The following is a 21,537-nucleotide window of genomic DNA, read 5'->3' on the forward strand; positions in this document are numbered from 1 at the left end:
ACTGTGTTCACATCTCAGGCTGCAAAAGCCGGCCGAACCGACACATGCTCCGACTCCGGCAACGGCCCGAACAATGCCTTCTGCACCGCCTGCTGCGCCTGGAAGGCGAGTGCCGCGCGTTCCTGCCCGGCGCAGGCAATCGGTTTGAGTACATGAATCTCGACGTCGCCCTGGTCATTGGCAAACAGGCGCATCAGGTGCGACAGCAAATCATCATCGCCAATAAACGGCGCCAGCGCGTCGACCTGACCGTCGCGCAGGTAACGAATGGCCACCGGTTGCAGCGACACGTCAGCATCAATCGCACTGGCCAGCAAACGCCCGTGGAACGTGCGCAGGCTGCGCCCGTCGGTGGTAGTGCCTTCGGGGAACATCAGCAGCGGGTGCTGTTGCTCAAGATGACGAGTCATCTGCTTGCGAATCAACTGACTGTCGCCCGAGCCCCGGCGAATGAACAGACTGCCGGCCTTGGCTGCCAGCCAGCCTGCCACCGGCCAGGTACGCACTTCGGCCTTGGACAAAAACGACAGGGGCGTGACCATGCCCAGCAGCGGAATATCGGTCCAGGACACGTGATTGCTCACCCACAGCATCGGCGTACGCGGCAGCTCGCCGTGCACCGTCACGCGAAAGGGCAGGGCGTTGCTCAGACGCGCCATGAAGAACCGCGACCAACGCTGGCGCCGCATCATCGAGTTGGCCACGCCCAGGCGCTCGAACAGGCCGAACACACTGGCCATGCTCAAACCCAGCGCCACCACCAGCAGCACCCGGGCAATGCGCCCGTACACCCGCAGGCGGCCCATTACACAGCCGCCTTGAAGTGGCGCGCGTAACGCGGGCAGAGATTGTCGCGCTTGAGCAGGATGAACACGTCGGCCACCTGGAAGTCTTCATCCCAGCACGGTTCGCCGCAGATCTTCGCGCCCAGGCGCATGTAGGCCTTGAGCAGCGGCGGCATCTCGGCGATGACGTTGGACGGCAGGTCCAGCGCTGGCAGCGGTTTTTTCGGTTCGGCGCGCAGGTGTTCGTTGCACAGGTAGCGTTCGCGCAGGCGCTGCATGATGGCGTGTGCCTGGATGCCGCCGTCGTGCATCGGAATGCTCGCGCAGCCCATCAGGTAGCTGTAGCCGCCCTGGTTGAGTACTTCGGCCAACTCGCCCCAGAGCACGGCGATGGTGCCTCCGTTGCGGTAGGCCGGGTCGACGCAGGTGCGACCGATTTCCAGGATCGGGCCCTGCAGGTGCAGCAGGCCATGCAGGCTGAACTCTTCTTCACTGTAGAACCGGCCCAGTGTGCTGGCGGCCTGGTGATCGAGCAGGCGGGTGGTGGCGACCAGTCGACCACTGTTCAAATCCCGCACGCCGATGTGGCTGCAGTGAACATCATAGTCATCCATGTCCAGGCCCAGTTCCGCGCCTTTCAGCTTGGCGTTGAATTCGCCGCTGAACACGTTGAACCGCAGGGCCTGTGCTTCCTGCAGAGCCTGTGCGCCAACCAGGCGTTCGGCTTGCAGACGGCGTTCATTGCCGGTGTCGCTGATGCGGGCGATCTGAGTCATGGCGAATCTCCGAGTGCCAGCCACGTTTCGGCCGGTCGACTTGTTTGTCCAAACTCAGGCTAGGTAGGCTCGGTGTCATCTCCATGAAGCTACGGTGACGGTTGGGTGACACGCCCTGTGTCGCCAAACTGTCATGGGCCTGGGCTAGGCTCGCGGGCTTGAATGCCCCCCTTGAGTCTGCGTCCATGGTCAGAGGCCTGTTGTGTGTTGCCCTGTTGTTAGTCACCGCCGCCGCCCACGCTGAAACCTGGCCCGGCAAGGAGTGGGCCGAGGGCGCGCCGTTGGCTGGCCCCGCCGTCGAGGCGCTGAATGCCTACGCGTTTCCCGCGCGCGACGACGCCACCCGCCAGGGCATTCGCACCGACGCGCTGCTGGTGATCCGCGACGGCCAGATCGTCTATGAACGCTACGCCGCGCCTACCAGCGCCAGCACGCCGCACCTGACCTGGTCCATCAGCAAAAGCCTGATGGCCACCGTGCTCGGCGTGGCCTACGGGCAAAATCGCTTCAAACTGAGCGACCCCGCCGCACGTTTTTACCCGCCGATGAAACAGCACCCCAAGGTGACCATGGCCGATTTGCTGCACTGGGCCTCGGGTCTGGATTGGCAGGAAGACTACGAATACGCCCCGCTGAAGTCCTCGGTGGTGGCGATGCTCTATACCCGTGGCCATGGCGACATGGCCGAGTTCGCCGCCGACACCGATGCCGCCGTGGCGCCCGGCAAGGCCTTTCGGTACTCCAGCGGCGACAGCAATATCCTGTCCGCCGCGCTCAGAGGCATGCTCGGCCACAAGGCGTACGTCAGTTACCCGTGGGATGCGTTGTTCGAGCCACTGGGCATCCGCTCGGCCATCTGGGAAACCGACGCCGATGAAACTTTCGTTGCCTCGTCCTATGCCTACCTCACCGCTCGGGATCTGGCGCGGGTTGGCCTGCTGATGGCGCGCGAGGGGCGTTGGGGCGATGAACAACTGCTGCCCAAGGACTGGGTGGCGTTCAACCGAAAACCGTTCGACGGCTATAAAGCCGGCCAGGATGAAGCCGTACCGGGCGGTCAGTGGTGGCTCAATCAGGGCGCGCCGCGCCCCTGGCCTGATGCCCCTGCCGATACCTTTGCCGCACTGGGCCATTGGGGCCAGGCCCTGTTCGTGCTGCCCGACGAACACTTGGTGATCGTGCGCTACGGCGACGACCGCGACGGCACGTACAGCCACAACGAACTGCTCAAGCGCGTGCTCGCGGCGGTGCAGCCATGATCCGTCGTCATCCGATTCTGAGCCTCTTTGCCGTGCTGCTGCTCGCCCTGCTTGGCTGGGTATGGCACGAACGCGTCAATCTGCAGGCCTTCCCCGACATCATCGCGGCGTACACGGCCAAGGAATATTGCTCGTGCCGCTATGTGGCGAATAACCCCGCAGAGTATTGCCGGGGCTACGTGAAACAATACGTGCCCACCAGCGCGTTCAGGGATAACCCGGAGCGCAGTGAGGTGACGGCGAGTGGGTTGGGGCGCACGCACAGCGCACGCTGGATGGGCGAACGCCAGGGCTGTCGCTTGACTCCCTGAGACAATGGATTTGCGCAGGTTGTGAGATTGCGCTTAAGGTTCGCGCAGGTTTCCTGCCCCATGAGTCCCTATGTTCTCTGTCAAACCCCTGGCCCTCGCCCTGCTGGCCTGTGCCGCTTTGCCCGCGCACGCCGCCTGGTATCTGGATAACGAATCCTCACGCCTGTCTTTCGTCACCACCAAAAACACCGAGATCGCCGAAGTGCAGCGCTTTCTGGTGCTGCACGGCAAGGTCGACGGCAAGGGCGCGGCGCAGTTGCAGGTGGAGCTGGAGTCGGTCAACAGTGCCGTCCCGCTGCGTGATGAGCGTATGCGCAACGAGCTGTTCCAGATCAACACATTCCCCGAGGCGCTGATCAGTGCGCAGATCAATCTGCAGCCGATCAACGACCTGGCGCCAGGCGCGCAAATCGAGCTGCGCCTGCCGATAAGCGTCACCCTGCATGGCAAGACCCAGACCTACAGCGCCGAGTTGCTGGCCACGCGTCTGGATGATCGGCGCTTCCAGGTGGTGACCCTGGAACCGGTGGTGTTGCATGCCGAGGATTTCGACCTGATGCCGGGCGTCGCGGCTTTGCGCAAGGCGGCCGGGCTTGCGTCGATCAGTTTGTCGGTGCCGGTGGGTGCCGTGCTGATTTTTACGGCGCGCTGACGTGAGTGGCGCGGTGTTCCCGTGGCGCAGCGCCAACCGTTTCGAGTTGTTGATCGACGGACCGCGTTTTTTTCCGCAGATGCTGGTGGGTATCGCCCGCGCCGAGCATCAGGTTGACCTGGAGCTGTATCTGGTGGAGGCGGGGGCGTGTGCCGAAGCGATGGTGCAGGCGCTGGTGCATGCCGCCGAACGTGGCGTGCGGGTGCGCTGCCTGTTCGATGATTACGGCAGCCTGGCGTTCACCCTCGCGCTGCGCAAGCGCCTGACCGACGCAGGTGTGCAGCTGCGGTTCTACAATCGCCTGAGCTGGCGCCGCTGGGTGCGCAACCTGTACCGCGACCACCGCAAGCTGCTGCTGATCGACCAGGCAACCGCTGTGGTCGGCGGCACGGGCGTCACCGATGAATTCTGGACGCCTGGGCAGGACACGGCGGACTGGCATGAAGTGATGGTGCAGATCAACGGCCCGTTGGTGCTGGATTGGCAGGCGCTGTTCGACCGCCAATGGCATGCCAATGCGGCGCGCCGCGCGTGGAAGCCGGCTACCCATTTCGGTTTGCCGCGCCTGCCCAAAGTGCCAGCGACCGGACCCGGGCTGGGCCGGGTCGCGTATGCCGACGCCCGTCAGCATCGCGACATTTTGCAGTCGCTGATTCGCGCTTTAAACAGCAGCCGGCAGCGCATCTGGCTGGCCACGCCTTACTTTCTGCCCACCTGGAGCGTGCGCCGCGCGTTGCGTCGGGCGGCGGGGCGAGGCGTGGATGTGCGTCTGTTGCTAACCGGCCCGCGCACCGATCACCCGTCGGTGCGATACGCCGGGCACCGTTATTACCCGCGTCTGTTGCGCGCGGGCGTGCAGATTTTTGAATACCAGCCGTGTTTCCTGCACCTGAAAATGGTGCTGGTGGACGATTGGGTAAGCATTGGTTCATGCAATTTCGATCACTGGAATTTGCGCTTCAATCTGGAGGCTAACCTCGAAGCGCTGGACCCGGACCTGGCACTGGCCGTGGCCGGCAGTTTCGAACGCGATTTTGCCCTGAGTCAGGCAGTGAGTCTGCAGGCGTGGAAAGCGCGGCCGCTATGGCGGCGTGTGAAGCAGCGGGTATGGGGGTGGGTTGATCGGCTGGTGGTCAATCTGCTGGACCGACGCAACTAGCCGGTTCACTGTAATCAAATGTGGGAGGGGGCAAGCCCCCTCCCATATTGTTTTGCATCGTACGCGCGGTATCAGAGCAGCTCGAAACTCTGCTGCTGCACATCCTGGGAATCCAGCCCGATTTGCACGTTGAACTCACCCGGTTCCGCCGCGAACTTGAGCTGGGTGTTGTAGAACTTCAAGTCTTCCTCGGTGATGGTGAAGTGCAAGGTGCGCTCTTCGCCGGCCTTGAGCATGATTTTCTGGAAATTTTTCAGCTCCTTGACCGGGCGGATCATCGAGCCGGCCACGTCCTGGATATACAGCTGCACCACTGTTTCGCCATCCACCTTGCCGGTGTTTTTCACCGTGACGCTGGCGTCGAGCTTGCCGGTCTTGTTCAGGGTGGTGGAGGACAGCGCCATGTCCGACAGGCTGAATCGTGTGTAGCTCAAGCCATAGCCGAATGGAAACAAGGGGCCGGTGGTGTCATCGAAATACTGCGAGGTGTAGTTGCCCGGCTTGCCCGGGGTGAACGGCCGGCCGACGCTCAGGTGGTTGTAGTAGGTGGGAATCTGCCCCACCGAACGCGGGAACGTGATCGGCAGCTTGCCCGACGGGTTGTAGTCACCGAACAGCACGTCGGCAATTGCATGACCGCCTTCGGTGCCGGCGAACCAGGTTTCCAGAATCGCGTCGGCTTGCTTGTTCTCGTCGACGATCGACAGCGGACGGCCGTTCATCAGCACCAGCACCAGCGGCTTGCCGGTGGCCTTGAGGGCCTTGATCAGGTCGCGCTGGCTTTGCGGGATGTTCAGGTCGGTGCGGCTGGACGACTCGTGGGACATGCCACGGGACTCGCCCACGGCGGCGACCACGACATCGGCGTCTTTGGCGGCCTTGACCGCTTCGTCGATCATTTCCTGGGCAGGGCGGGCGTCATCCACCACTTCCGGGGCATCGAAGTTGAGGAAGTTGAGGTAGTCGACCACGGCCTTGTCGTTGGTGATGTTGGCGCCACGGGCGTAGATGATCTTGCCTTTTTCGCCGATCACTGCATTCATGCCGTCGAGCAGGGTCACCGATTGCTCGGGTTTGCCGGCGGCGGCCCAACTGCCCATCATGTCGATCGGCGCTTTGGCCAGCGGGCCCACCAGGGCGATGGTGGCGGATTTTTTCAGCGGCAGGGTGTCGTTCTGGTTTTTCAGCAACACCAGGCTGCGGCGCGCGATATCGCGTGCGTCGCTGCGGTGCAGGCGGCTTTCGGCGTAGGTGTCGACCGGGTCGTCCTCGGCCTTGCCGATGCGCAGGTACGGATCCTTGAACAGGCCCATGTCGTATTTGGCAGCGAGCACTTCGCGCACGGCATTGTCGATGTCGCTCTGTTCGATCTCGCCGGACTTGAGCAGTCCCGGCAATTCCTTGGCGTAGAGCGAGTCGTTCATGCTCATGTCGATGCCGGCCTTGATCGCAAGTTTGGCGGCTTCACGCCCGTCCTTGGCCACGCCGTGCTTGATCAGTTCGAAGATCGCGCCGTGGTCGCTCACGGCCAGGCCCTTGAAGCCCCAGTCCTTGCGCAGCAGGTCGTTCATCAGCCAGGTATTGGCGGTGGCGGGCACGCCGTTGATCGAGTTGAGCGCCACCATCACGCTGCCGGCGCCGGCCTTGATCGCCGCGTGGTAAGGCGGCAGGTAGTCCTGGTACATCTTGACCGGGCTCATGTCGACCACGTTGTAGTCGCGCCCGCCTTCCACCGCACCGTACAGGGCGAAGTGCTTGACGCTGGCCATGAGGCTGTCGGCATTGGCCGGGCTTGTGCCCTGGAACGCCTTGACCATCACGCCGGCAATGCGCGAGGTCAGGTAGGTGTCTTCACCGAAGCCTTCGGAAGTGCGGCCCCAGCGCGGGTCGCGGGAGATATCGACCATCGGCGCAAAGGTGATGTCGAGGCTGTCGGCGGCGGCTTCCTGGGCGGCGATGCGTCCGGAGCGGCCGATGGCGTCCATGTCCCAGCTGGAGGCCAGTGCCAGGCTGATCGGGAAAATGGTGCGGTGGCCGTGGATCACGTCGTAGGCGAAGAACATCGGGATCTTCAGGCGGCTTTGCATGGCCGCGTCCTGCATCGGACGGTTTTCCGGGCGGGTGATGGAGTTGAACGTGCCGCCGATACGGCCGGCGGCGATTTCCTTGCGGATCAGCTCGCGGGGCATTTCCGGGCCGATGCTGATCAGGCGCAACTGGCCGATCTTTTCGTCCAGGGTCATCTGCCTGAGCAGGTCGCTGACGAAGGCGTCCTTGTCCTTGAGCGCAGCAGGCTTTGTTTCTGCCCATACGGGATGACTGGCCAGAGTGGCAACAAGGCCGAGCAAACACAGCTTCTTCATGAATATCCTTTTTCGGCTACTGCGCGGCATTGAAAGAGCATGCCGTCGGCCAAAATGTGGGGAATGTCTATTGTTGTTCGGGTGTTGTTCAGATAAATGCAGCACACTCTGAACTCTTTTTCGCGCTGGGCATCTTTGTAGCTGATTGGCTCGATGCATGCCAGTGGTGGCGGATTATGCCCCAAGCGTGTTGCTTGTGGGATGAGTCGTCACATTCCATCAAGGTTCGTCAGGAGAAACACCATGCAAGCAGCACATCCTTATCGCTGGGGCTTGAAGGCCGCAGCATTGCTATTGATCAGCACGCTGCTCAGCGGTTGCGGCATCAACACCATTCCCACGCTGGACGAGCAGGCCAAGGCCGCCTGGGGCCAGGTGCAGAACCAGTACCAGCGCCGCGCCGACCTGATCCCCAACCTGGTAGAAGTGGTCAAGGGCTACGCTGCCCATGAGCAGGACACCCTCACCGCCGTGATTGAAGCGCGGGCCAAGGCCACCTCGATCCAGGTGGATGCCAGCACCCTCGACAACCCGGAAAAACTCAAGCAGTTCCAGCAAGCCCAGGATGGCCTCAGCGGTGCACTCAGCCGTTTGATGGTGGTGTCCGAGCGCTACCCGGACTTGAAGGCCAACCAGAACTTTCTGGCCCTGCAATCGCAACTCGAAGGCACCGAAAACCGTATCGCCGTGGCGCGTCGCGATTTCATCCAGGCCGTGCAGGCCTACAACACCGAAATCCGTACCTTCCCCGGCCGTCTGTGGCACAGCGTGATGTACAGCGATCTGCCGGTACGCGCCTCGTTTGAAGCCACCAGTGCCGATGCCGATAAAGCGCCGCAAGTGAAGTTCAAGTAAGACTTTCCTGAGGTGGCGATGCGTTTATTACGGATAGGTCTGGCGCTGTGGCTGTTGGCCTGCGTGGGCGCAGCCCAGGCGGCGCTGAACTTCCCGGCACTGACCGGGCGGGTGGTGGATAACGCCCAGATGATCGACCCGGCGGTGCGCGAGCAGTTGACCCGGCAGTTGCAGGCGCTGGAGCAAACCTCGGGCGACCAGATCGTGGTGGTCACCGTGCCGGACCTGCAGGGCGTGCCCATTGAAGACTTCGGTTATCAATTGGGCCGCGCCTGGGGCATCGGGCAGAAGGGCAAGGACAACGGCGCGCTGTTGATCGTCGCCCGCGATGAGCGCAAATTGCGCATCGAAGTCGGCTATGGCCTGGAAGGTGTGCTGACCGATGCGCAGTCCTGGGTGATCATCAATCAGGTGATCGCGCCCAAGTTCAAGGCCGGCCATTTCAGCCAGGGCATCAGCGACGGCGTGGCGGCGATGATCCAGGTGGTGGGCGGTGAGCCGTTGGCCGTGCCGGCCCATGTGGCGGATGCGAATTTCGCTGTGGATAACCCCGGGTTTTCCATCGGCCTGTTTGTGCTGCTGATCGGCGTGCTGTGGCTGTGCAATCGCATGGGCCTGCCGGTGGGGGCAATCCTGCTGGCGATCCTCAGCAGCAGCGGTCGCGGCGGCGGGGGAGGCGGTGGCGGTGGTGGATTCCGGGGCGGCGGCGGTGGGTTTGGCGGCGGCGGTGCTTCAGGTGGCTGGTGATGACAACAACTAAAAATGGGCATGTACAACCATGGCATTACTGACTGAACACGAACAACGCCAGGTCGCCGAAGCGATTGCGCGGGTCGAGCAACAGACCGACGCGGAGCTGGTGACCGTGCTGGCGGCGCGTGCCGACGACTACGCCTACATCCCGCTGTTGTGGGCCAGCCTGATCGCGTTGGTGGTGCCGGGTATCGTGCATTACCTGTCGGGCTACATGACCATGTACACGTTGCTGCTGGCGCAATGGGCGACGTTCATCGTGCTGTGCCTGCTGTTTCGTCTGCCTTGGGTCACCACCCGCCTGATCCCGCGTTCGGTGCGTCATTGGCGCGCGTCCAATTTGGCGCGGCGCCAGTTCCTGGAGCAGAACCTGCACCACACGCTGGGCAGCACCGGGGTGCTGATTTTTGTCAGCGAGGCGGAGCGTTATGTGGAGATCCTTGTCGACGACGGCATTTCCACACGCCTGGATGACAGCAGTTGGGACGCCATCGTCAAGGCATTTACCCAGCAAGTGAAACAGGGGCAGACGCTCGCCGGGTTTATTGCGTGCATCGAGGCGTGCGGCGAGTTGCTCAAGGTGCATGTGCCGGTGACGCAGACGCGCAATGAGTTGCCTAACCGACTGGTCGTGCTCGAATAGTCCGGGCAACCGCATGCCAACTGTGGGAGGGGGCTTGCTCCCACAGTGGTATGTTGTGGTGACCGTTGATCAAATAACTCCGTGCCCCCAACCGCCATCCCCCCTAAAATGCCCGACATTCCCTGCCCGAGGCGTTTTTGTTCATGTCCGTCACCGCTAAACCCGCAAGCCCCGCGTCGGATCATCATGCCCAGTTCATTGAGCTGCTGAACGCAAGCCTTGCGCAGAACGCTTTTATCAAGCTGGTGCTGGCCAAGTACGTCGGTGAGGAAGCCGACCTGCAGCGCCTGATCATCAAGCCGGTCACCGTCAAGGACCAGCCGTGCCTGTCCTTCGTCTATCGCTACAAGACCCGCGATATCACCAGGAATTTCCCCTTGGCCGAGGGCGTGGCGGCGATTGCCGAGCTGTTGCCTGCGTCATTCAAGAACGCGCACTTGCTGTCGCTGACCGATGAAGTCCAGCTGGAGTACAGCAAGAAGAACAAAAGTTCGCTGTTCAAAAGCAAACCGCAACAACTGCGCGAAGCACCGTCTGCCGAGCATAACCGTGAGAAGAACCGCTACCTCGACCTGAGCCGACCGTTCCTCGCCGACCTGGGCGTGACCGACGCCAGGCAGGCGCTGATCCCGTCGATGTCGCGCAAGTGGAAGCAGATCAACAAGTTCATCGAAGTGTTCAGCCATGCACTGACCTCGTCGCCCCTCAAACTCGACCAACCAGTGCGTGTTGCCGATTTCGGCTCGGGCAAGGGTTACCTCACGTTTGCGATTCACGATTACCTGCGCAACACCCTCAAGGCCGAAGGCGAGGTCACTGGCGTAGAGCTGCGCGAAGACATGGTGAGCCTGTGCAACGCCGCCGCCGCTCGTCTGGAACACCCTGGGCTGGTGTTCAAATGCGGGGACGTGCGCAGCGTGGCGCCGAGCGAACTGGACGTGATGATCGCCCTGCATGCCTGCGATGTCGCCACCGACTACGCGATCCACACCGGCATCCGCTCCGGCGCATCGATCATCATGTGCTCGCCGTGCTGCCACAAACAGATTCGGCTGCAGATCCAGAGCCCGGCGTTGCTCAAGCCGATGCTGCAATACGGTCTGCACCTGGGCCAGCAGGCGGAAATGGTCACGGACAGTCTGCGTGCGCTGTTCCTTGAGGCCTGTGGCTATGAGACCAAGGTGTTCGAGTTCATTTCGTTGGAACACACCAACAAGAACAAGATGATCCTCGCGGTGAAGCGCTCGCAGCCGTTGGACAATGCGCAGTTGCTGGCGAAAATCCAGGCGCTGAAGGCGTTCTATCACATCACTGAGCACTGCCTGGAAACCCTGCTGCGCGCGGATGGTTTCTTGAGCTGAACGCGGTCCAATGGTCGCGGCTCAGCGCCGGAAAATATTTTCATGCGTGGAGCTATTGGCTTGGTTCGATCCGCAGGACACCGTCCGCCGAGGCTACGGTTTTCACCGGCAGCAGCGCGGGCAGGGCATTGAGCAGGGCGTCGGGATCATTCACATCCAGGTTGCCCGACACCTTGAGCGCTGCAACTGCCTTGTTGACCTGCAGCGGCGCCTGAGGGCGATACAGGCTCAGCTCGTCGATCAGGCTGGCCAGTTCCTGATTGCGAAACGACAAGTGGCCGCTGCGCCAGTCGGCCACCTCTTCGGCGGTGAGGGATTGCTGTTGCAACGCGCCTTGGGCGTAGCTGTAAATCGCGCGTTGCCGGGCGCCAAGCAGAGCGACGGGTGTGTTCGCGTCCGGCTCGAACGCCACCTGGCCATGGGCGACGCTGACCACCAGTTGCTGCTGGCTGCGGCGCACATCGAAACCCGTGCCCACCGCCCGCACAGTCGCGGTGCCGGCCTGCACGTACAGGGGGCGTTCCTTGTCGGCGGCGACGTCGATGTACAGTTGGCCCTGGTCCAGGTGAAGAATGCGTTGATGCGCGGTGAAGTCCACACGGATGTGGGTGTTGGCGTTTACATACAGGGTGCTGCCATCGGGCAGGTCGAGATTGCGCATGCCCTTGGCGTGGGCCGCCAACTGGCCCTGATAAGGCTCGCGGGGCGCGCCCAGGTGCGTGGCCAGCACGGCGCAGAGCACGCCGGCCGCCACGGCCAGGGCCGAGCGCCAGAAGGACGCTTTGCGTGCTATCAACACCACGGGTTTGTTCAGTTGTTGGAGTTGGGCGAGGTCGGCCCACAGCTGTTCGAATTCGGCGTAGGCCTGCGCATGCGCAGGCACCGACTGCCAGGCGGCAAAGGCTTTGCGCTCGGTGCGGCTCAGGTGGTTGCGGTTGCGTGCAAACCAGCTGGCGGCCTGGGCATCGATGGCGTCGCGTGCTTCGTTGTCGAGGGCGTCGGTGTCGCTCAGGCGGTTCATTCTGGCTGCTCCGTGCCGGGGGCGGATTGAAGATGCCTTTTGCAATGCAGCAGGGCGAGCTGCGTCCAGGCCTTCGAAGCGGTGCAGCATAAGGGCTTCTTGCCTGCGGGGCGAGGGTTCGGCGAGGACTTCTTTCAAGTGTTCCAGGCGTTGCAGGCGCGGCGCGGCGGCTATTGACCCTGGCGTACTGACTGCGGCAACCACATCCCTATGGTGAGCGGGCCTTTTGTGGCGAGCGGGCTTGCCCCGCGTTGGGGTGCGAAGCGCCCACAATTTAAGGAAAGCGCGGTGTACCTGATACGGCTTAGCGCCTGGTATTGGGGCTGCTGCGCAGCCCAACGCAGGACAAGCCTGCTCGCCACATGGCTACTGCAAGACCTGGCGCAGCCTCCCACCGTTTGATCAACGCTCAACCGGGACGGACAATGCCGGGTTGCCCAGTGGATGGGTACGTGCGGCAAAGAACCTCAGTGCCACGCCCGTGCCGTCAAACAACTGCGAATAGCGCCTTTTCTGCTGGCGGATAAACCCCTCACTGCGCCCCGACACCGCGATCGCCAGGTTGCTCACATCCGCTTGGCGAATGGCATCCACCAGGTGTTGATCCTGGGGCCCCAGGTCATGCCCGAAGATGCACAGCGCGCCCTCGTGGCTGAGCAACTGTTCATAGCAGAACGACAGGTAATCCGAGCTGCGGATGGTCTTGAGCTTCTCTTGTACCGTGCCTTCGCTGACGAACAGCGGCACGTCGTCGAGGGTCTTGATCGTATTGTTGATCGCAAAACTGCTGAGCAGGGTGCTGTCGGTGGACGCCAGTTTGCGCGCGGTGCCGTCGAGGTTACGCACCAGGTGCAGGCCGCCGTGCAGGTACAGAATGCGCGTGGCGTCGGTGCGGGTGTCGCGCAGGTCGAAGTGGGCGTCGGCGCTGCGGAACAGGTCGTCGATGCCTGGCGTGTGCAGGATCGCCCAGTAATTGAGCAAGTCGTAGTTGCTGGTGAACACCGTCGCGTAACGCTGCAATTCATGGTTGATCGTCGCCAGTGTCGACGGCTGCACCAGTCGCCACGGGATATGCACGGCGTGGATGGTGTTGATCAGCGCTTCCTTGATCGCGTAATAGCGGTTGCGCGGCGCCGCCGAGCTGACCGCCAGTGCCTTGTTGACCCGGCTGGTGGTTTTCAGTGCGCCCAGGGCCTGCTCGAAACTGCGGGTTTGCAGGGCGTCGAATACGCTGAGTTCGGATGCGCCCAAGGGCTTTTCTTCGACGGTGCGCGCGTTTTCAAACAGCGAGTCGTAGGCAAAGTCTTCCCAAATCGTGCGGCTGGCGCCATTGCCGATCAGAATCCCACTGAAGTCGAGGGCAGCACGCAGCGCGGTCCAGTCTTCAAGGTGGGCGTCAATATCCTGGAAATCCTTCATTGCGGTGGGTCTACTCAAAATCGGCTGGACGGTGACTTTATCACGAGCGGGCATTGATCCTGATCAACATGCGCCGTGCGGCAAGGGTTGATCCTGTCGGCCTAACGCCTCCGAGGATTGACCATGAGCAGCACCTTCTTCATTCCCGCCGTCAACATCATGGGCGCCGACTGCCTGGACGACGCCATGCTCGCCATTCGCAACTACGCTTTTCGCAAGGCGCTGATCGTGACCGACGCGGGCCTGGCCAAGGCGGGCGTGGCCGGCATGATTGCCGAGAAGCTGGCGCTGCAGGACATCGACTCGGTGATCTACGACGGTGCCAGGCCCAACCCCAACGTGGACAACGTCGAGAAAGGCCTGGCGCTGCTGCAGCAGAGCGCCTGTGATTTCGTGGTGTCCCTGGGCGGCGGCTCGCCCCATGACTGCGCCAAGGGCATCGCGTTGTGCGCCACCAATGGCGGGCGTATCGGCGACTACGAAGGCGTCGACCGGTCGAGCAAGCCGCAACTGCCGCTGGTGGCCATCAATACTACCGCCGGCACCGCCAGCGAGATGACCCGCTTCTGCATCATCACTGACGAAACCCGCCACGTGAAAATGGCCATCGTGGACCGCAACGTCACGCCGTTGTTGTCGGTCAACGATCCTGCGCTGATGGTCGGCATGCCCAAGGGCCTCACCGCCGCCACCGGCATGGACGCCCTGACCCATGCCATCGAAGCCTACGTGTCCACCGCCGCCACGCCGATTACCGATGCCTGCGCGATCAAGGCCATCGAGCTGATCAGCGCCAACCTGCGCCTGGCGGTGCACGACGGCAGCGACAAAGGCGCCCGGGAGAACATGGCGTATGCGCAGTTCCTCGCCGGGATGGCCTTCAACAATGCGTCACTGGGTTTCGTGCATGCCATGGCGCACCAGTTGGGCGGCTTTTATGACTTGCCCCACGGCGTATGCAACGCGGTCTTGCTGCCCCACGTGCAAAGCTTCAACGCCAGTGTCTGCGCCAGGCGCCTGAGTGACGTGGCGCGCGCATTGGGGGCCGATATCACCGGCATTACTGCCGAAGAGGGCGCCCAGGCCGCCATCGCCGCGATCCGCAAACTGTCCCACGACGTGGAAATCCCCGCTGGCCTGCGCGAACTCGGCGCCAAGTTGCAGGACATTCCACTGCTGGCCAGCAATGCGTTGAAGGACGCGTGCGGGCTGACCAACCCTCGTCGGGCGGATCAGCGGCAGATTGAGGAGGTTTTTCGCAATGCGTTTTAGATCGCCCGGCAGCGAGCCACACAGGCGCAGGCAGTACTCGCCAGCACCACGCACAGCAGCGTAAAGGGCCATGCCTGCTCACTCACCAGCAGGCTCGCCACGCCGCCGATCAGCGCCGCGATCAATTGATGAATGAACCCGCTCAAGGCCATGGCGTAAGCGCCACTGACCGGAGACTGATCATTGGCCATGGATAAGCTGATGGGATAGCTCATCGACTGCCCCACCAATGCCAGGCAATAGGGCATCCACAGCAGCACCGCCAGTGCGCCGGCAAATACACTGCCTAACAGCATGATCGCCGTGCCCAGCAACACCAGCGCACTGCCGACGCTCATCATGGTCAACCGCCCCACGCGCGCGACGACGCGATTGACCAGCAACGCCCCTGTCAGATATGCGCCGCTGATCGGCCAGCCCAGCCAGCCATATTGCGCCGCGCTCCACCCAAAGCGGCCTTGCAGAATCAGCGGTGCACATGTGTTGAACACGATGATCACGCCATAGCCCAGCCCGCCGGCGAGTGCCGCGTACAAGAAAGGTGGATGTCGTACGATCTGTGTGTAGACACGCCATGCGCAGAGCAAAGGGGCGGCCTTCATACGCGTCGTAACTATCATGCGTTGCACCACCACCATCAGCACGCTGGCCCCCAGCGCCAAGGTATAAAAGATCGCTTCCCAGCCGAATGCCATCTGCAACAGCGAGCCTGCGAACTGGCTCAGGCCCAAGGCAATCACGAAGGTCATCCCCAACCATGACAACCCCTTGGCCAGCAATGCACCGCTGAAATTGTCGCGGACCAGCACGCGCGCCATCACCGAAACGCCACCCGCGCCAAGGCCCTGAATCAGCCGCATTGCCAGGAAGAATTCGACATTGCCCGCCAACGCAATTGCCGCACTCGGCAGTGCGTACAACGCCAGCGCTGCAAGCAATACCGGCTTTCTGCCAAATCGCTCGCCCAGGCTGCCCCATAGCAACATCGGCAGTGCCATGCCCACCAGATACACCGCAATGGCCATTGCCACCAGCTCTTCTGCGGCTGTCAGGGAGTGGGCGATGGCCGGGACTGCCGGCAAGTAGCTGCTGATGCCGGCTTGAGCAAGGAAGGCGGCGCTGCAGGCGAGGATGAGTGTGGTGGTGTTTTTCAAGGGCTGGCTTATCCTTTTTTTTTGGAGGGTAAGCTACAAGCTGATAGTGCGTTTGTCTGCATTGTGCAGTACTGGTTTTGTAACCACGCAGTCGATCTTTTGAGCGTGCTGTTATTTGGCGCCACCGCCGCTGATCAACCCGCCGCCCCCAGCGCCCGTGCAGGTGTGCTGCTGAATTGGATCATTACCACGCCGCCCATCAACAACAGCGCGCCCACTACCCTGGGCGCGGTCAGTTGGCGTTCGGCCAGGCCGAACAGGCCGAAGTGGTCGAGCAGCAGCGATGCGAGAATCTGCCCTGCCATGGCCAGGGCGATAAACCCCGAGGCACCGAGTTTGGGCAGCAGCATCAGCGCCAGCGAAATAAAGCACACGCCGAACGCGCCACCGGCCCACATCCACAGTGGGGCCTGGGTGATAAATGCCAGGCTTGGCAACGGCAGGCGCAGGGCAAGGATTACCGGCAGCAGCACAATGATGCTCACCAGCAATGATGCCAGCGTGGCCCAGAGCGGGTGGCCGAGCCCGCGCCCGAGGCTGGCGTTGATCGCACTTTGAAACGGCACCACCGCCCCGGCGATTACGGCCAAGAGCAATAACCCGGCCCATTGCAACGTCGTCATGTCGAATCTCCCAGAGGTTTTGCTGGACTCTAGGGTATTCGTCGCGCAAATTTAAATTCCAATTACGTATGGCTGGCATGCAGCTGATGAATGATCTGCGAAGCATCGACCTCAACCTGTTGGTCATTCTCGACGCCTTGCTCAGTGAGCAACACGTCACCCGTGCCGCCGAGCGCCTGCACCTGAGCCAGCCGGCGGTGAGCCATGCACTGGCACGCCTGCGCGACCTGCTCGGCGACCCATTGCTGGTGCGGCAGGGCGGTGCGCTGGTTGCTACTGCCCGCGCGCTGGAGCTGACCACTCCCTTGGCCGAAGCCCTGGCCCAGGTGCAGGCATTGCTGGCGCCGAACCGGTTTGATCCGGCGACCGCCAAGCGTCGGTTCCGCGTGGCGATGTCGGACTACGGCGCGGCGATTTTTTTGCCGCAGCTGGTGCGCGCGTTGCGCCGGGAGGCGCCGGGTATCGACTTGCAGATCGTCCAGACCAGCCGGGAAGGCATGATCGACGGTGTGCTCAATGGTGATCTGGACCTGGCCGCCGGCGTCTTCCCGGACACGCAGGCCGAACTGCGCACTACGCCGCTGTTCGAAGAGCACTACACCTGCCTGGTGGACCGCAACAGCCTGCCGGACAGCGGCGTGCTCGACTTGCCGACTTACCTGTCGCGGCCTCATGTACTGCTGGAGATGCGCGGCAGCGGCACCCCGGAAATCGAACGCGCCTTGAAAGCGATTCGGGAGCGGCGGCATGTGGCGATCAGCCTGCCCCACTGGGGCGTCGCGCCGCGGTTGATTGAGGGCACGGATCTGATCCTCACAGTGTCATCGCGGGGAGTCCTGGCCATTGATCAAGAGCAACTGCTGGCCGTGCCGCCGCCGTTTCATATCCCCACGTTTGCTTTTGAATTGGCGTGGCATGCGCGGCGGGGTGGAGATGCAGGGTTGCAGTGGTTGAGTGGGCAGGTGCGGGGTGTATTGTGCGAAGGCCGTTGATAACAGGAAAACGACAGTATGCTTTCGGGACTCAATCACCTCACGCTGGCCGTCGCCGATGTGCAACGCAGCCTGCGCTTCTACCACGAGCTGTTGCGCTTGCAGCTCGATGCAACCTGGGACAACGGCGCTTACCTCTCGCTGCCTGGGTTGTGGCTCTGTTTGTCCCTCGACCCGCTGCGCGACCCGACGCTGGCGGTTGATTACACCCACTACGCATTCAGCACGCATCCGCGTGATTTTGATGCATTGGTAGAGCGCCTCAGGGCCGCGGGTGTGCAGGAATGGCGTGATAACCGCAGTGAGGGCGCTTCCTACTATTTTCTCGACCCTGATGGGCACAAGCTCGAGGTCCACGTTGGCGATCTGGCGTCGCGTCTGCAAGCCTGTCGTGACAAACCTTACACAGGCATGAAGTTTTACCCATGACGCCGGAACGTGCAGAATCCGTACACCTCAACCATCCTTCAGAGTCACGCCCATGACCCCATCCCTGCTGCTCGCCGTCCTTGCTTCAGGCTTCATCTACGGTATTACGCCAGGTCCGGGCGTGCTGGCGGTGTTCGGCATTGGTGCTTCCCGTGGCCGCCGTGCCGGCGCGGGATTTTTGTGCGGGCATTTGCTGGGGGACGTGCTGTGGTGCAGCACCGCGCTGATTGCGATTGTGGGCGCGCGCGAGGTCGGCAGCACGGCATTCGACGTGCTCGGCGTGCTCAGCGGGCTGTATCTGTTCTGGCTCGGCTGGCGCGCGATTCGCACCCAGCGTCGCAACAGTGATGCACCTCAGGGCGCGGCGCGGCATCCGTTCTGGCACGGCATCCTGTTTGGCCTGACCAATCCCAAGGCGTACCCGGTGGCGGTTGCGACATTCACGGCATTACTTTCCAGCCGCGCCGAATTGCTGGCCTGGGCGATGCTGCCGTCGCTGATTTTCCTGAGCTTTATAGGCGGCCTGCTGGCCTATACGATTCTGATCGGCGTGGTCGGCGCCCAGCGCGTGCGCATGGTGTATCAGCGCCACGAAATCCTGATCACCCGGCTGTGCGGCGTGATGTTCATCGGCTTCGCTATCAATGCCCTGGCCCACGCGTTGCCGGGCCTGTTCGGCAGCAAGCCTGCCTGAAGCAGCGGCGACCGTTCGTCGCACTGAAAAGTTTTTTCTAAACCTTTACCGCCCTGAAAATTCGAATTCAGGGCGAGGTGTATGTCCTCGCACCTATTTTTGCCCTGGAGGAACCCATCATGAGCCGCATGGCTATCCGGTTACGCACCGCCAGTTTCGCGATGCTGCTGGGCCTCGGCGCCAGCAATGCCTTCGCCCAGTCGCCTGCCGAATTCATTGAGCAGGCCTCGGCCAAAGGCATGGCCGATATCGAAACCAGTCGCATGGCCCATTCCAAGACCTCGTCCCAGGAAATCAAGGACTACACCATTGAGGTGATCAACGAGCGCACGCTGGCCAACCAGCACCTGGCGGCCATCGCCAAGAAGCTCGAGCTGCCCGTGGCGCCGCGCGAGAAAATTGTCGACAAGGCCGAAACCCTGATGCCCGAGCTCAAGGATGGCGACTCGTTCGACGCCGCCTATACGGCGCAGCAGGTCAAGGAAAACGAAGACGCCATCGCCCTGTTCAAGCGCGAGGGTGCGGCTTCCAGCGTGCCGGAAATAAAGGCCCTGGTGGATGAGACGCTGCCCAAGCTGGAGGAGCGTTTGCAAAAGGCCCGTGCGCTGGCATCGACCTATGGCAAAGGCCATCAAGGCGACGGTTGAGAGGCTGGCCTGAAATGAAAAACGGCGGTTGGATCAGATCCAACCGCCGTTTTTTCATGCCTGGTTCAGGTCGGTCCTGACTTGTTCGGCATCGTCGGCAGCGATGCCGCAACTGCTGTGCAAACTGACGGTGCCGGTTTTGCCGATGCTGCGGTATTCCTGGCGTAGTTTTTCGAGTTCTTTACGGTCGAGCCCATCCAGACTCAGCACCGCATTCTGCGCATCCTTGGAGACGCGCAGCAGTTCATCGATCTTGATGTGCAGGATGTCATTGTCGCGGTTTTGCGTGTTCTGGATCAGGAACACCATCAGAAACGTGATGATGGTGGTCGAGGTGTTGATGATCAATTGCCAAGTGTCGTTGTAGTGAAAGTACGGCCCGCTCAGGCTCCACAAGCAAATCAATGCGACGGCGGCATAGAACGTCCGGGCACTGCCTGCCCAGCGGGACAGGGATTGCGAGATGGCGGCGAATTTCATGACCTTTTTCCTTTGAAGTGGGTGATGACCATATCGACCGTGGCTGGCCTGTGAAATTTCTTTTTACAGTTAACTTCCCAAGCCAGGCGACGCTTTTTTGATCCTCTTTTAGGAGTCGGCCTACAGCACGTAGCTGCGTCACCTCCAAGACTGGGTTTTTGCCTGGATGTTGCCCATGCCCAATGACAGCGCCTGTGAGCTGAGCGCGCTCTATCAAAAAACCGACGAACATTTTTATTCCACGACCTGCTTGCCGTATCGCCGCTACGGTTCATGCGTCAGCGCTTATGTCATTGATGAAGACGGTGGTCCGCAGAACCTGCTCATCATTCGGCTGGGGTGCGTGCCGTCGGGCGATGAGCTGGCCGCTGCGCTGGATTTGATCCGCCGTACCCCGCTGCCTGTGCGCCTGGTCATTCACGAGCAAAAGGTTGAGGCGTTGCGTGAGCTGCTCACGGACCTCGATTTTCAGGCGGCCGAAATGACCACCGCAATGGCCCTTCGATGGGTGTCGTTGACGCCATCGCCCAGTGCGGCGGCTGCGCAGATCAGCCTGACCCGCGACCTCACACAGTGGGCCGTCCCGCTTGCCAGCGCGTTCTCGTCGGCTCCCGCAGAGGTCGCGCATTATCAGCTGCGGCATGAGCGGGCTCTTGAGGCGGGTGAGGCGTTGTACCACTTCGTTTTGTCTGTCGAGGGCCAGGTGGCTTCTTCGTTGACGTTGTCGATGTGTGACGGGGCGGCGCGCATCAACGATTTTGGTACCGTCGCGGGTCTTCGCGGTAAGGGCTATGGCACTCGATTGATCCAGACCGTCCTGCTTCATGCCTGGCGCCTGGGCGGGCTGCTCTGTTTTCTTGAGGCGACTACGGGGGCTACGTCGCTCTATCAAAGCCTGGGTTTCGAGCGCTTGTTCGATTATCAGACCTTTGTGCGGGGCCCGGTTGCACAGGTGTAATCAGAACATCAGGTTGGCTTGGTTGCGGTTTTCCAGCGTCAACAGGTACTGCTTGGCCTCAAGCCCCCCGGCAAACCCGGTCAAGGTGCCCGATGCGCCAATGACGCGATGACACGGCGCAATGATCGAGATGGGGTTGCGACCGTTGGCGGCGCCCACTGCGCGAACGGCGGTGGGGTTGCCGATCTGCGAGGCAATCTGGCTGTAGCTGCGGGTTTCGCCGAAGGGAATGGTCAACAGCGCTTGCCAGACCTGCGTCTGAAAGTCGGTGCCGACAAAATCCAGCTCCAGCTCGAAATGGTTGCGCGTTCCGGCGAAATATTCGGTCAACTGGCGTTCGGTTTCCAGCAGCACCGGGTTATCGCCGGTCTCGATCAAATCACCCAGGCGAACACGGTTGGCGCGCTCCGTTTCCCACAGGATGGCCGCGAGCTTGCCGGCGCGTGCCACCAGGGTGAGCTGGCCGACGGGGGAGGGCATGAGGGTGTATTCGTGGGGCATGAGCGCGTTCCTGGGTCAGTGGCCGTTCTGCAGTACCTTGAGTGCTGCCGATGCCAGAAAACCTGAACGGCTTTTTTCTTCCGGGTGGTGTAGCACATAGTCATCAATGCGATTAAGCAGATAGCCAGGCAAGGTGATGTTGAGTTTTTGCGCCTTGCCCAGATAGCGGGTGACATCGATGTCCACCACTGCCCAGGTACAGCCGGCGTATTGGGGGTTGGCGGCATGCACCGTGACTTTTTGCGCGCCGGGAATCGGCGAGCCGTCTTCGGCAAGGATTTCGAAGTGTCCTTCGATGGCTTCGCGGGCCATGGCCATGGCGTCGTCCAGGTCGTCGCCGGCCGAATGGCAGCCAGGAATATCCGGGACTTCCACGCCCCAGGCGTGGTCTTTGTCACCGGTTGAAATTGCGATGGGGTACAGCATGGGT

The 21,537-nt window shown here is 61.9% G+C and carries 24 protein-coding genes; 14 read left to right on the top strand and 10 right to left on the bottom strand.

Annotated elements, in window-relative coordinates; genetic code table 11:
• Positions 1–14 precede the first annotated feature (14 nt).
• Both H045_RS03665 and olsB read right to left on the bottom strand, forming a co-directional pair.
• Positions 15–806 carry a lysophospholipid acyltransferase family protein gene (locus tag H045_RS03665; RefSeq protein ID WP_015371462.1) on the bottom strand — a complete coding sequence of 264 codons (792 nt, stop codon included), beginning with the start codon at positions 804–806 and terminating at the stop codon, positions 15–17.
• Positions 806–1,561: an L-ornithine N(alpha)-acyltransferase gene (olsB, locus tag H045_RS03670; RefSeq protein ID WP_003233840.1), complete on the bottom strand. Its 756-nt coding sequence runs from the start codon at positions 1,559–1,561 to the stop codon at positions 806–808. The genes H045_RS03665 and olsB overlap by 1 nt, the downstream gene beginning before the upstream one ends.
• A gap of 185 nt (positions 1,562–1,746) precedes the next feature.
• Here olsB and H045_RS03675 point away from each other — a divergent pair, with 185 nt between their 5' ends.
• The 4 genes from H045_RS03675 (at position 1,747) to H045_RS03690 (ending at position 4,942) form a co-directional block, all read left to right on the top strand.
• Entirely contained in the window at positions 1,747–2,820 is a 1,074-nt protein-coding gene (locus tag H045_RS03675; RefSeq protein WP_015371463.1) for a serine hydrolase domain-containing protein, read from the top strand.
• A complete protein-coding gene (locus H045_RS03680) occupies positions 2,817–3,131 on the top strand; it encodes a hypothetical protein (protein WP_003233843.1) in 315 nt (104 codons plus the stop codon). The genes H045_RS03675 and H045_RS03680 overlap by 4 nt, the downstream gene beginning before the upstream one ends.
• Positions 3,132–3,201: 70 nt before the next feature.
• The gene (locus H045_RS03685) at positions 3,202–3,783 is read left to right on the top strand and encodes a YceI family protein (protein ID WP_003233845.1); all 582 of its coding nucleotides are present in this window, start codon (positions 3,202–3,204) and stop codon (positions 3,781–3,783) included.
• A gap of 1 nt (position 3,784) precedes the next feature.
• Positions 3,785–4,942, top strand: a complete 1,158-nt coding sequence (locus tag H045_RS03690) for a phospholipase D-like domain-containing protein (protein ID WP_015371464.1) — start codon at positions 3,785–3,787, stop codon at positions 4,940–4,942.
• A gap of 71 nt (positions 4,943–5,013) precedes the next feature.
• Here the strand turns inward: H045_RS03690 and bglX are convergent, their stop codons facing one another.
• On the bottom strand, positions 5,014–7,305 hold the full coding sequence (gene bglX, locus H045_RS03695; RefSeq protein WP_015371465.1) for a beta-glucosidase BglX: 2,292 nt from the start codon (positions 7,303–7,305) through the stop codon (positions 5,014–5,016).
• A 243-nt stretch (positions 7,306–7,548) separates the two neighbouring features.
• Here bglX and H045_RS03700 point away from each other — a divergent pair, with 243 nt between their 5' ends.
• The 4 genes from H045_RS03700 to H045_RS03715 all read left to right on the top strand — a co-directional run bounded on the left by H045_RS03700 (position 7,549) and on the right by H045_RS03715 (position 10,917).
• Positions 7,549–8,160 (top strand): LemA family protein, encoded by a 612-nt coding sequence (locus tag H045_RS03700; RefSeq protein WP_003233851.1) that lies wholly within the window; start codon positions 7,549–7,551, stop codon positions 8,158–8,160.
• Between the two features lie 18 nt (positions 8,161–8,178).
• The gene (locus H045_RS03705) at positions 8,179–8,907 is read left to right on the top strand and encodes a TPM domain-containing protein (protein ID WP_003233852.1); all 729 of its coding nucleotides are present in this window, start codon (positions 8,179–8,181) and stop codon (positions 8,905–8,907) included.
• 31 nt (positions 8,908–8,938) lie between these two features.
• A complete protein-coding gene (locus tag H045_RS03710; protein ID WP_003233854.1) occupies positions 8,939–9,556 on the top strand; it encodes a TPM domain-containing protein in 618 nt (205 codons plus the stop codon).
• Between the two features lie 143 nt (positions 9,557–9,699).
• Positions 9,700–10,917, top strand: coding sequence for a class I SAM-dependent methyltransferase (locus H045_RS03715; protein WP_015371466.1), 1,218 nt, complete (start codon positions 9,700–9,702; stop codon positions 10,915–10,917).
• Between the two features lie 52 nt (positions 10,918–10,969).
• On the opposite strand, the gene H045_RS03720 is transcribed toward H045_RS03715, so the two are convergent.
• Positions 10,970–11,938 carry a FecR family protein gene (locus H045_RS03720; RefSeq protein ID WP_003233858.1) on the bottom strand — a complete coding sequence of 323 codons (969 nt, stop codon included), beginning with the start codon at positions 11,936–11,938 and terminating at the stop codon, positions 10,970–10,972.
• A gap of 402 nt (positions 11,939–12,340) precedes the next feature.
• The gene (locus H045_RS03725; RefSeq protein WP_003233860.1) at positions 12,341–13,357 is read right to left on the bottom strand and encodes a DUF4917 family protein; all 1,017 of its coding nucleotides are present in this window, start codon (positions 13,355–13,357) and stop codon (positions 12,341–12,343) included.
• 123 nt (positions 13,358–13,480) lie between these two features.
• On the opposite strand from H045_RS03725, the gene yiaY reads away from it, so the two are divergent.
• On the top strand, positions 13,481–14,629 hold the full coding sequence (gene yiaY / locus H045_RS03730; RefSeq protein ID WP_015371467.1) for an L-threonine dehydrogenase: 1,149 nt from the start codon (positions 13,481–13,483) through the stop codon (positions 14,627–14,629).
• Here yiaY and H045_RS03735 read toward each other — a convergent pair.
• On the bottom strand, positions 14,626–15,783 hold the full coding sequence (locus H045_RS03735; RefSeq protein WP_015371468.1) for an MFS transporter: 1,158 nt from the start codon (positions 15,781–15,783) through the stop codon (positions 14,626–14,628). The genes yiaY and H045_RS03735 overlap by 4 nt on opposite strands.
• A gap of 134 nt (positions 15,784–15,917) precedes the next feature.
• Entirely contained in the window at positions 15,918–16,406 is a 489-nt protein-coding gene (locus H045_RS03740; RefSeq protein WP_015371469.1) for a DMT family transporter, read from the bottom strand.
• Between the two features lie 77 nt (positions 16,407–16,483).
• Here H045_RS03740 and H045_RS03745 point away from each other — a divergent pair, with 77 nt between their 5' ends.
• The 4 genes from H045_RS03745 (at position 16,484) to H045_RS03760 (ending at position 19,168) form a co-directional block, all read left to right on the top strand.
• The gene (locus H045_RS03745; protein WP_015371470.1) at positions 16,484–17,398 is read left to right on the top strand and encodes a LysR family transcriptional regulator; all 915 of its coding nucleotides are present in this window, start codon (positions 16,484–16,486) and stop codon (positions 17,396–17,398) included.
• An 18-nt stretch (positions 17,399–17,416) separates the two neighbouring features.
• Positions 17,417–17,827, top strand: a complete 411-nt coding sequence (gene fos / locus H045_RS03750) for a fosfomycin resistance glutathione transferase (RefSeq protein WP_003233868.1) — start codon at positions 17,417–17,419, stop codon at positions 17,825–17,827.
• Positions 17,828–17,879: 52 nt separating this feature from the next.
• Entirely contained in the window at positions 17,880–18,521 is a 642-nt protein-coding gene (locus H045_RS03755; protein WP_015371471.1) for a LysE family translocator, read from the top strand.
• 119 nt (positions 18,522–18,640) lie between these two features.
• Positions 18,641–19,168 carry a DUF4142 domain-containing protein gene (locus tag H045_RS03760; protein WP_015371472.1) on the top strand — a complete coding sequence of 176 codons (528 nt, stop codon included), beginning with the start codon at positions 18,641–18,643 and terminating at the stop codon, positions 19,166–19,168.
• Between the two features lie 54 nt (positions 19,169–19,222).
• On the opposite strand, the gene H045_RS03765 is transcribed toward H045_RS03760, so the two are convergent.
• Positions 19,223–19,648 carry a low affinity iron permease family protein gene (locus H045_RS03765; RefSeq protein ID WP_015371473.1) on the bottom strand — a complete coding sequence of 142 codons (426 nt, stop codon included), beginning with the start codon at positions 19,646–19,648 and terminating at the stop codon, positions 19,223–19,225.
• 175 nt (positions 19,649–19,823) lie between these two features.
• Between H045_RS03765 and H045_RS03770 the strand changes: the two genes are divergently transcribed.
• Positions 19,824–20,606, top strand: a complete 783-nt coding sequence (locus H045_RS03770; RefSeq protein ID WP_015371474.1) for a GNAT family N-acetyltransferase — start codon at positions 19,824–19,826, stop codon at positions 20,604–20,606.
• Here H045_RS03770 and H045_RS03775 read toward each other — a convergent pair whose 3' ends face one another.
• Both H045_RS03775 and H045_RS03780 read right to left on the bottom strand, forming a co-directional pair.
• Positions 20,607–21,107 carry a methylated-DNA--[protein]-cysteine S-methyltransferase gene (locus H045_RS03775; protein WP_015371475.1) on the bottom strand — a complete coding sequence of 167 codons (501 nt, stop codon included), beginning with the start codon at positions 21,105–21,107 and terminating at the stop codon, positions 20,607–20,609.
• Between the two features lie 15 nt (positions 21,108–21,122).
• A complete protein-coding gene (locus tag H045_RS03780; RefSeq protein ID WP_003233880.1) occupies positions 21,123–21,533 on the bottom strand; it encodes a type II toxin-antitoxin system HicB family antitoxin in 411 nt (136 codons plus the stop codon).
• Between the last annotated feature and the right edge of the window lie 4 nt (positions 21,534–21,537).

It is taken from the genome of Pseudomonas poae RE*1-1-14, assembly GCF_000336465.1.
GTDB classification, from domain to species: Bacteria; Pseudomonadota; Gammaproteobacteria; order Pseudomonadales; family Pseudomonadaceae; genus Aquipseudomonas; species Aquipseudomonas poae.

Coding starts and splice junctions, on each gene's coding strand:
- H045_RS03665 (WP_015371462.1), bottom strand. CDS start 806: ATGGGCCGCCTGCGGGTGTACGGGCGCATTGCCCGGGTGCTGCTGGTG.
- olsB (WP_003233840.1), bottom strand. CDS start 1,561: ATGACTCAGATCGCCCGCATCAGCGACACCGGCAATGAACGCCGTCTG.
- H045_RS03675 (WP_015371463.1), top strand. CDS start 1,747: ATGGTCAGAGGCCTGTTGTGTGTTGCCCTGTTGTTAGTCACCGCCGCC.
- H045_RS03680 (WP_003233843.1), top strand. CDS start 2,817: ATGATCCGTCGTCATCCGATTCTGAGCCTCTTTGCCGTGCTGCTGCTC.
- H045_RS03685 (WP_003233845.1), top strand. CDS start 3,202: ATGTTCTCTGTCAAACCCCTGGCCCTCGCCCTGCTGGCCTGTGCCGCT.
- bglX (WP_015371465.1), bottom strand. CDS start 7,305: ATGAAGAAGCTGTGTTTGCTCGGCCTTGTTGCCACTCTGGCCAGTCAT.
- H045_RS03700 (WP_003233851.1), top strand. CDS start 7,549: ATGCAAGCAGCACATCCTTATCGCTGGGGCTTGAAGGCCGCAGCATTG.
- H045_RS03705 (WP_003233852.1), top strand. CDS start 8,179: ATGCGTTTATTACGGATAGGTCTGGCGCTGTGGCTGTTGGCCTGCGTG.
- H045_RS03710 (WP_003233854.1), top strand. CDS start 8,939: ATGGCATTACTGACTGAACACGAACAACGCCAGGTCGCCGAAGCGATT.
- H045_RS03715 (WP_015371466.1), top strand. CDS start 9,700: ATGTCCGTCACCGCTAAACCCGCAAGCCCCGCGTCGGATCATCATGCC.
- H045_RS03720 (WP_003233858.1), bottom strand. CDS start 11,938: ATGAACCGCCTGAGCGACACCGACGCCCTCGACAACGAAGCACGCGAC.
- H045_RS03725 (WP_003233860.1), bottom strand. CDS start 13,357: ATGAAGGATTTCCAGGATATTGACGCCCACCTTGAAGACTGGACCGCG.
- yiaY (WP_015371467.1), top strand. CDS start 13,481: ATGAGCAGCACCTTCTTCATTCCCGCCGTCAACATCATGGGCGCCGAC.
- H045_RS03740 (WP_015371469.1), bottom strand. CDS start 16,406: ATGACGACGTTGCAATGGGCCGGGTTATTGCTCTTGGCCGTAATCGCC.
- H045_RS03745 (WP_015371470.1), top strand. CDS start 16,484: ATGCAGCTGATGAATGATCTGCGAAGCATCGACCTCAACCTGTTGGTC.
- fos (WP_003233868.1), top strand. CDS start 17,417: ATGCTTTCGGGACTCAATCACCTCACGCTGGCCGTCGCCGATGTGCAA.
- H045_RS03755 (WP_015371471.1), top strand. CDS start 17,880: ATGACCCCATCCCTGCTGCTCGCCGTCCTTGCTTCAGGCTTCATCTAC.
- H045_RS03760 (WP_015371472.1), top strand. CDS start 18,641: ATGAGCCGCATGGCTATCCGGTTACGCACCGCCAGTTTCGCGATGCTG.
- H045_RS03765 (WP_015371473.1), bottom strand. CDS start 19,648: ATGAAATTCGCCGCCATCTCGCAATCCCTGTCCCGCTGGGCAGGCAGT.
- H045_RS03770 (WP_015371474.1), top strand. CDS start 19,824: ATGCCCAATGACAGCGCCTGTGAGCTGAGCGCGCTCTATCAAAAAACC.
- H045_RS03775 (WP_015371475.1), bottom strand. CDS start 21,107: ATGCCCCACGAATACACCCTCATGCCCTCCCCCGTCGGCCAGCTCACC.
- H045_RS03780 (WP_003233880.1), bottom strand. CDS start 21,533: ATGCTGTACCCCATCGCAATTTCAACCGGTGACAAAGACCACGCCTGG.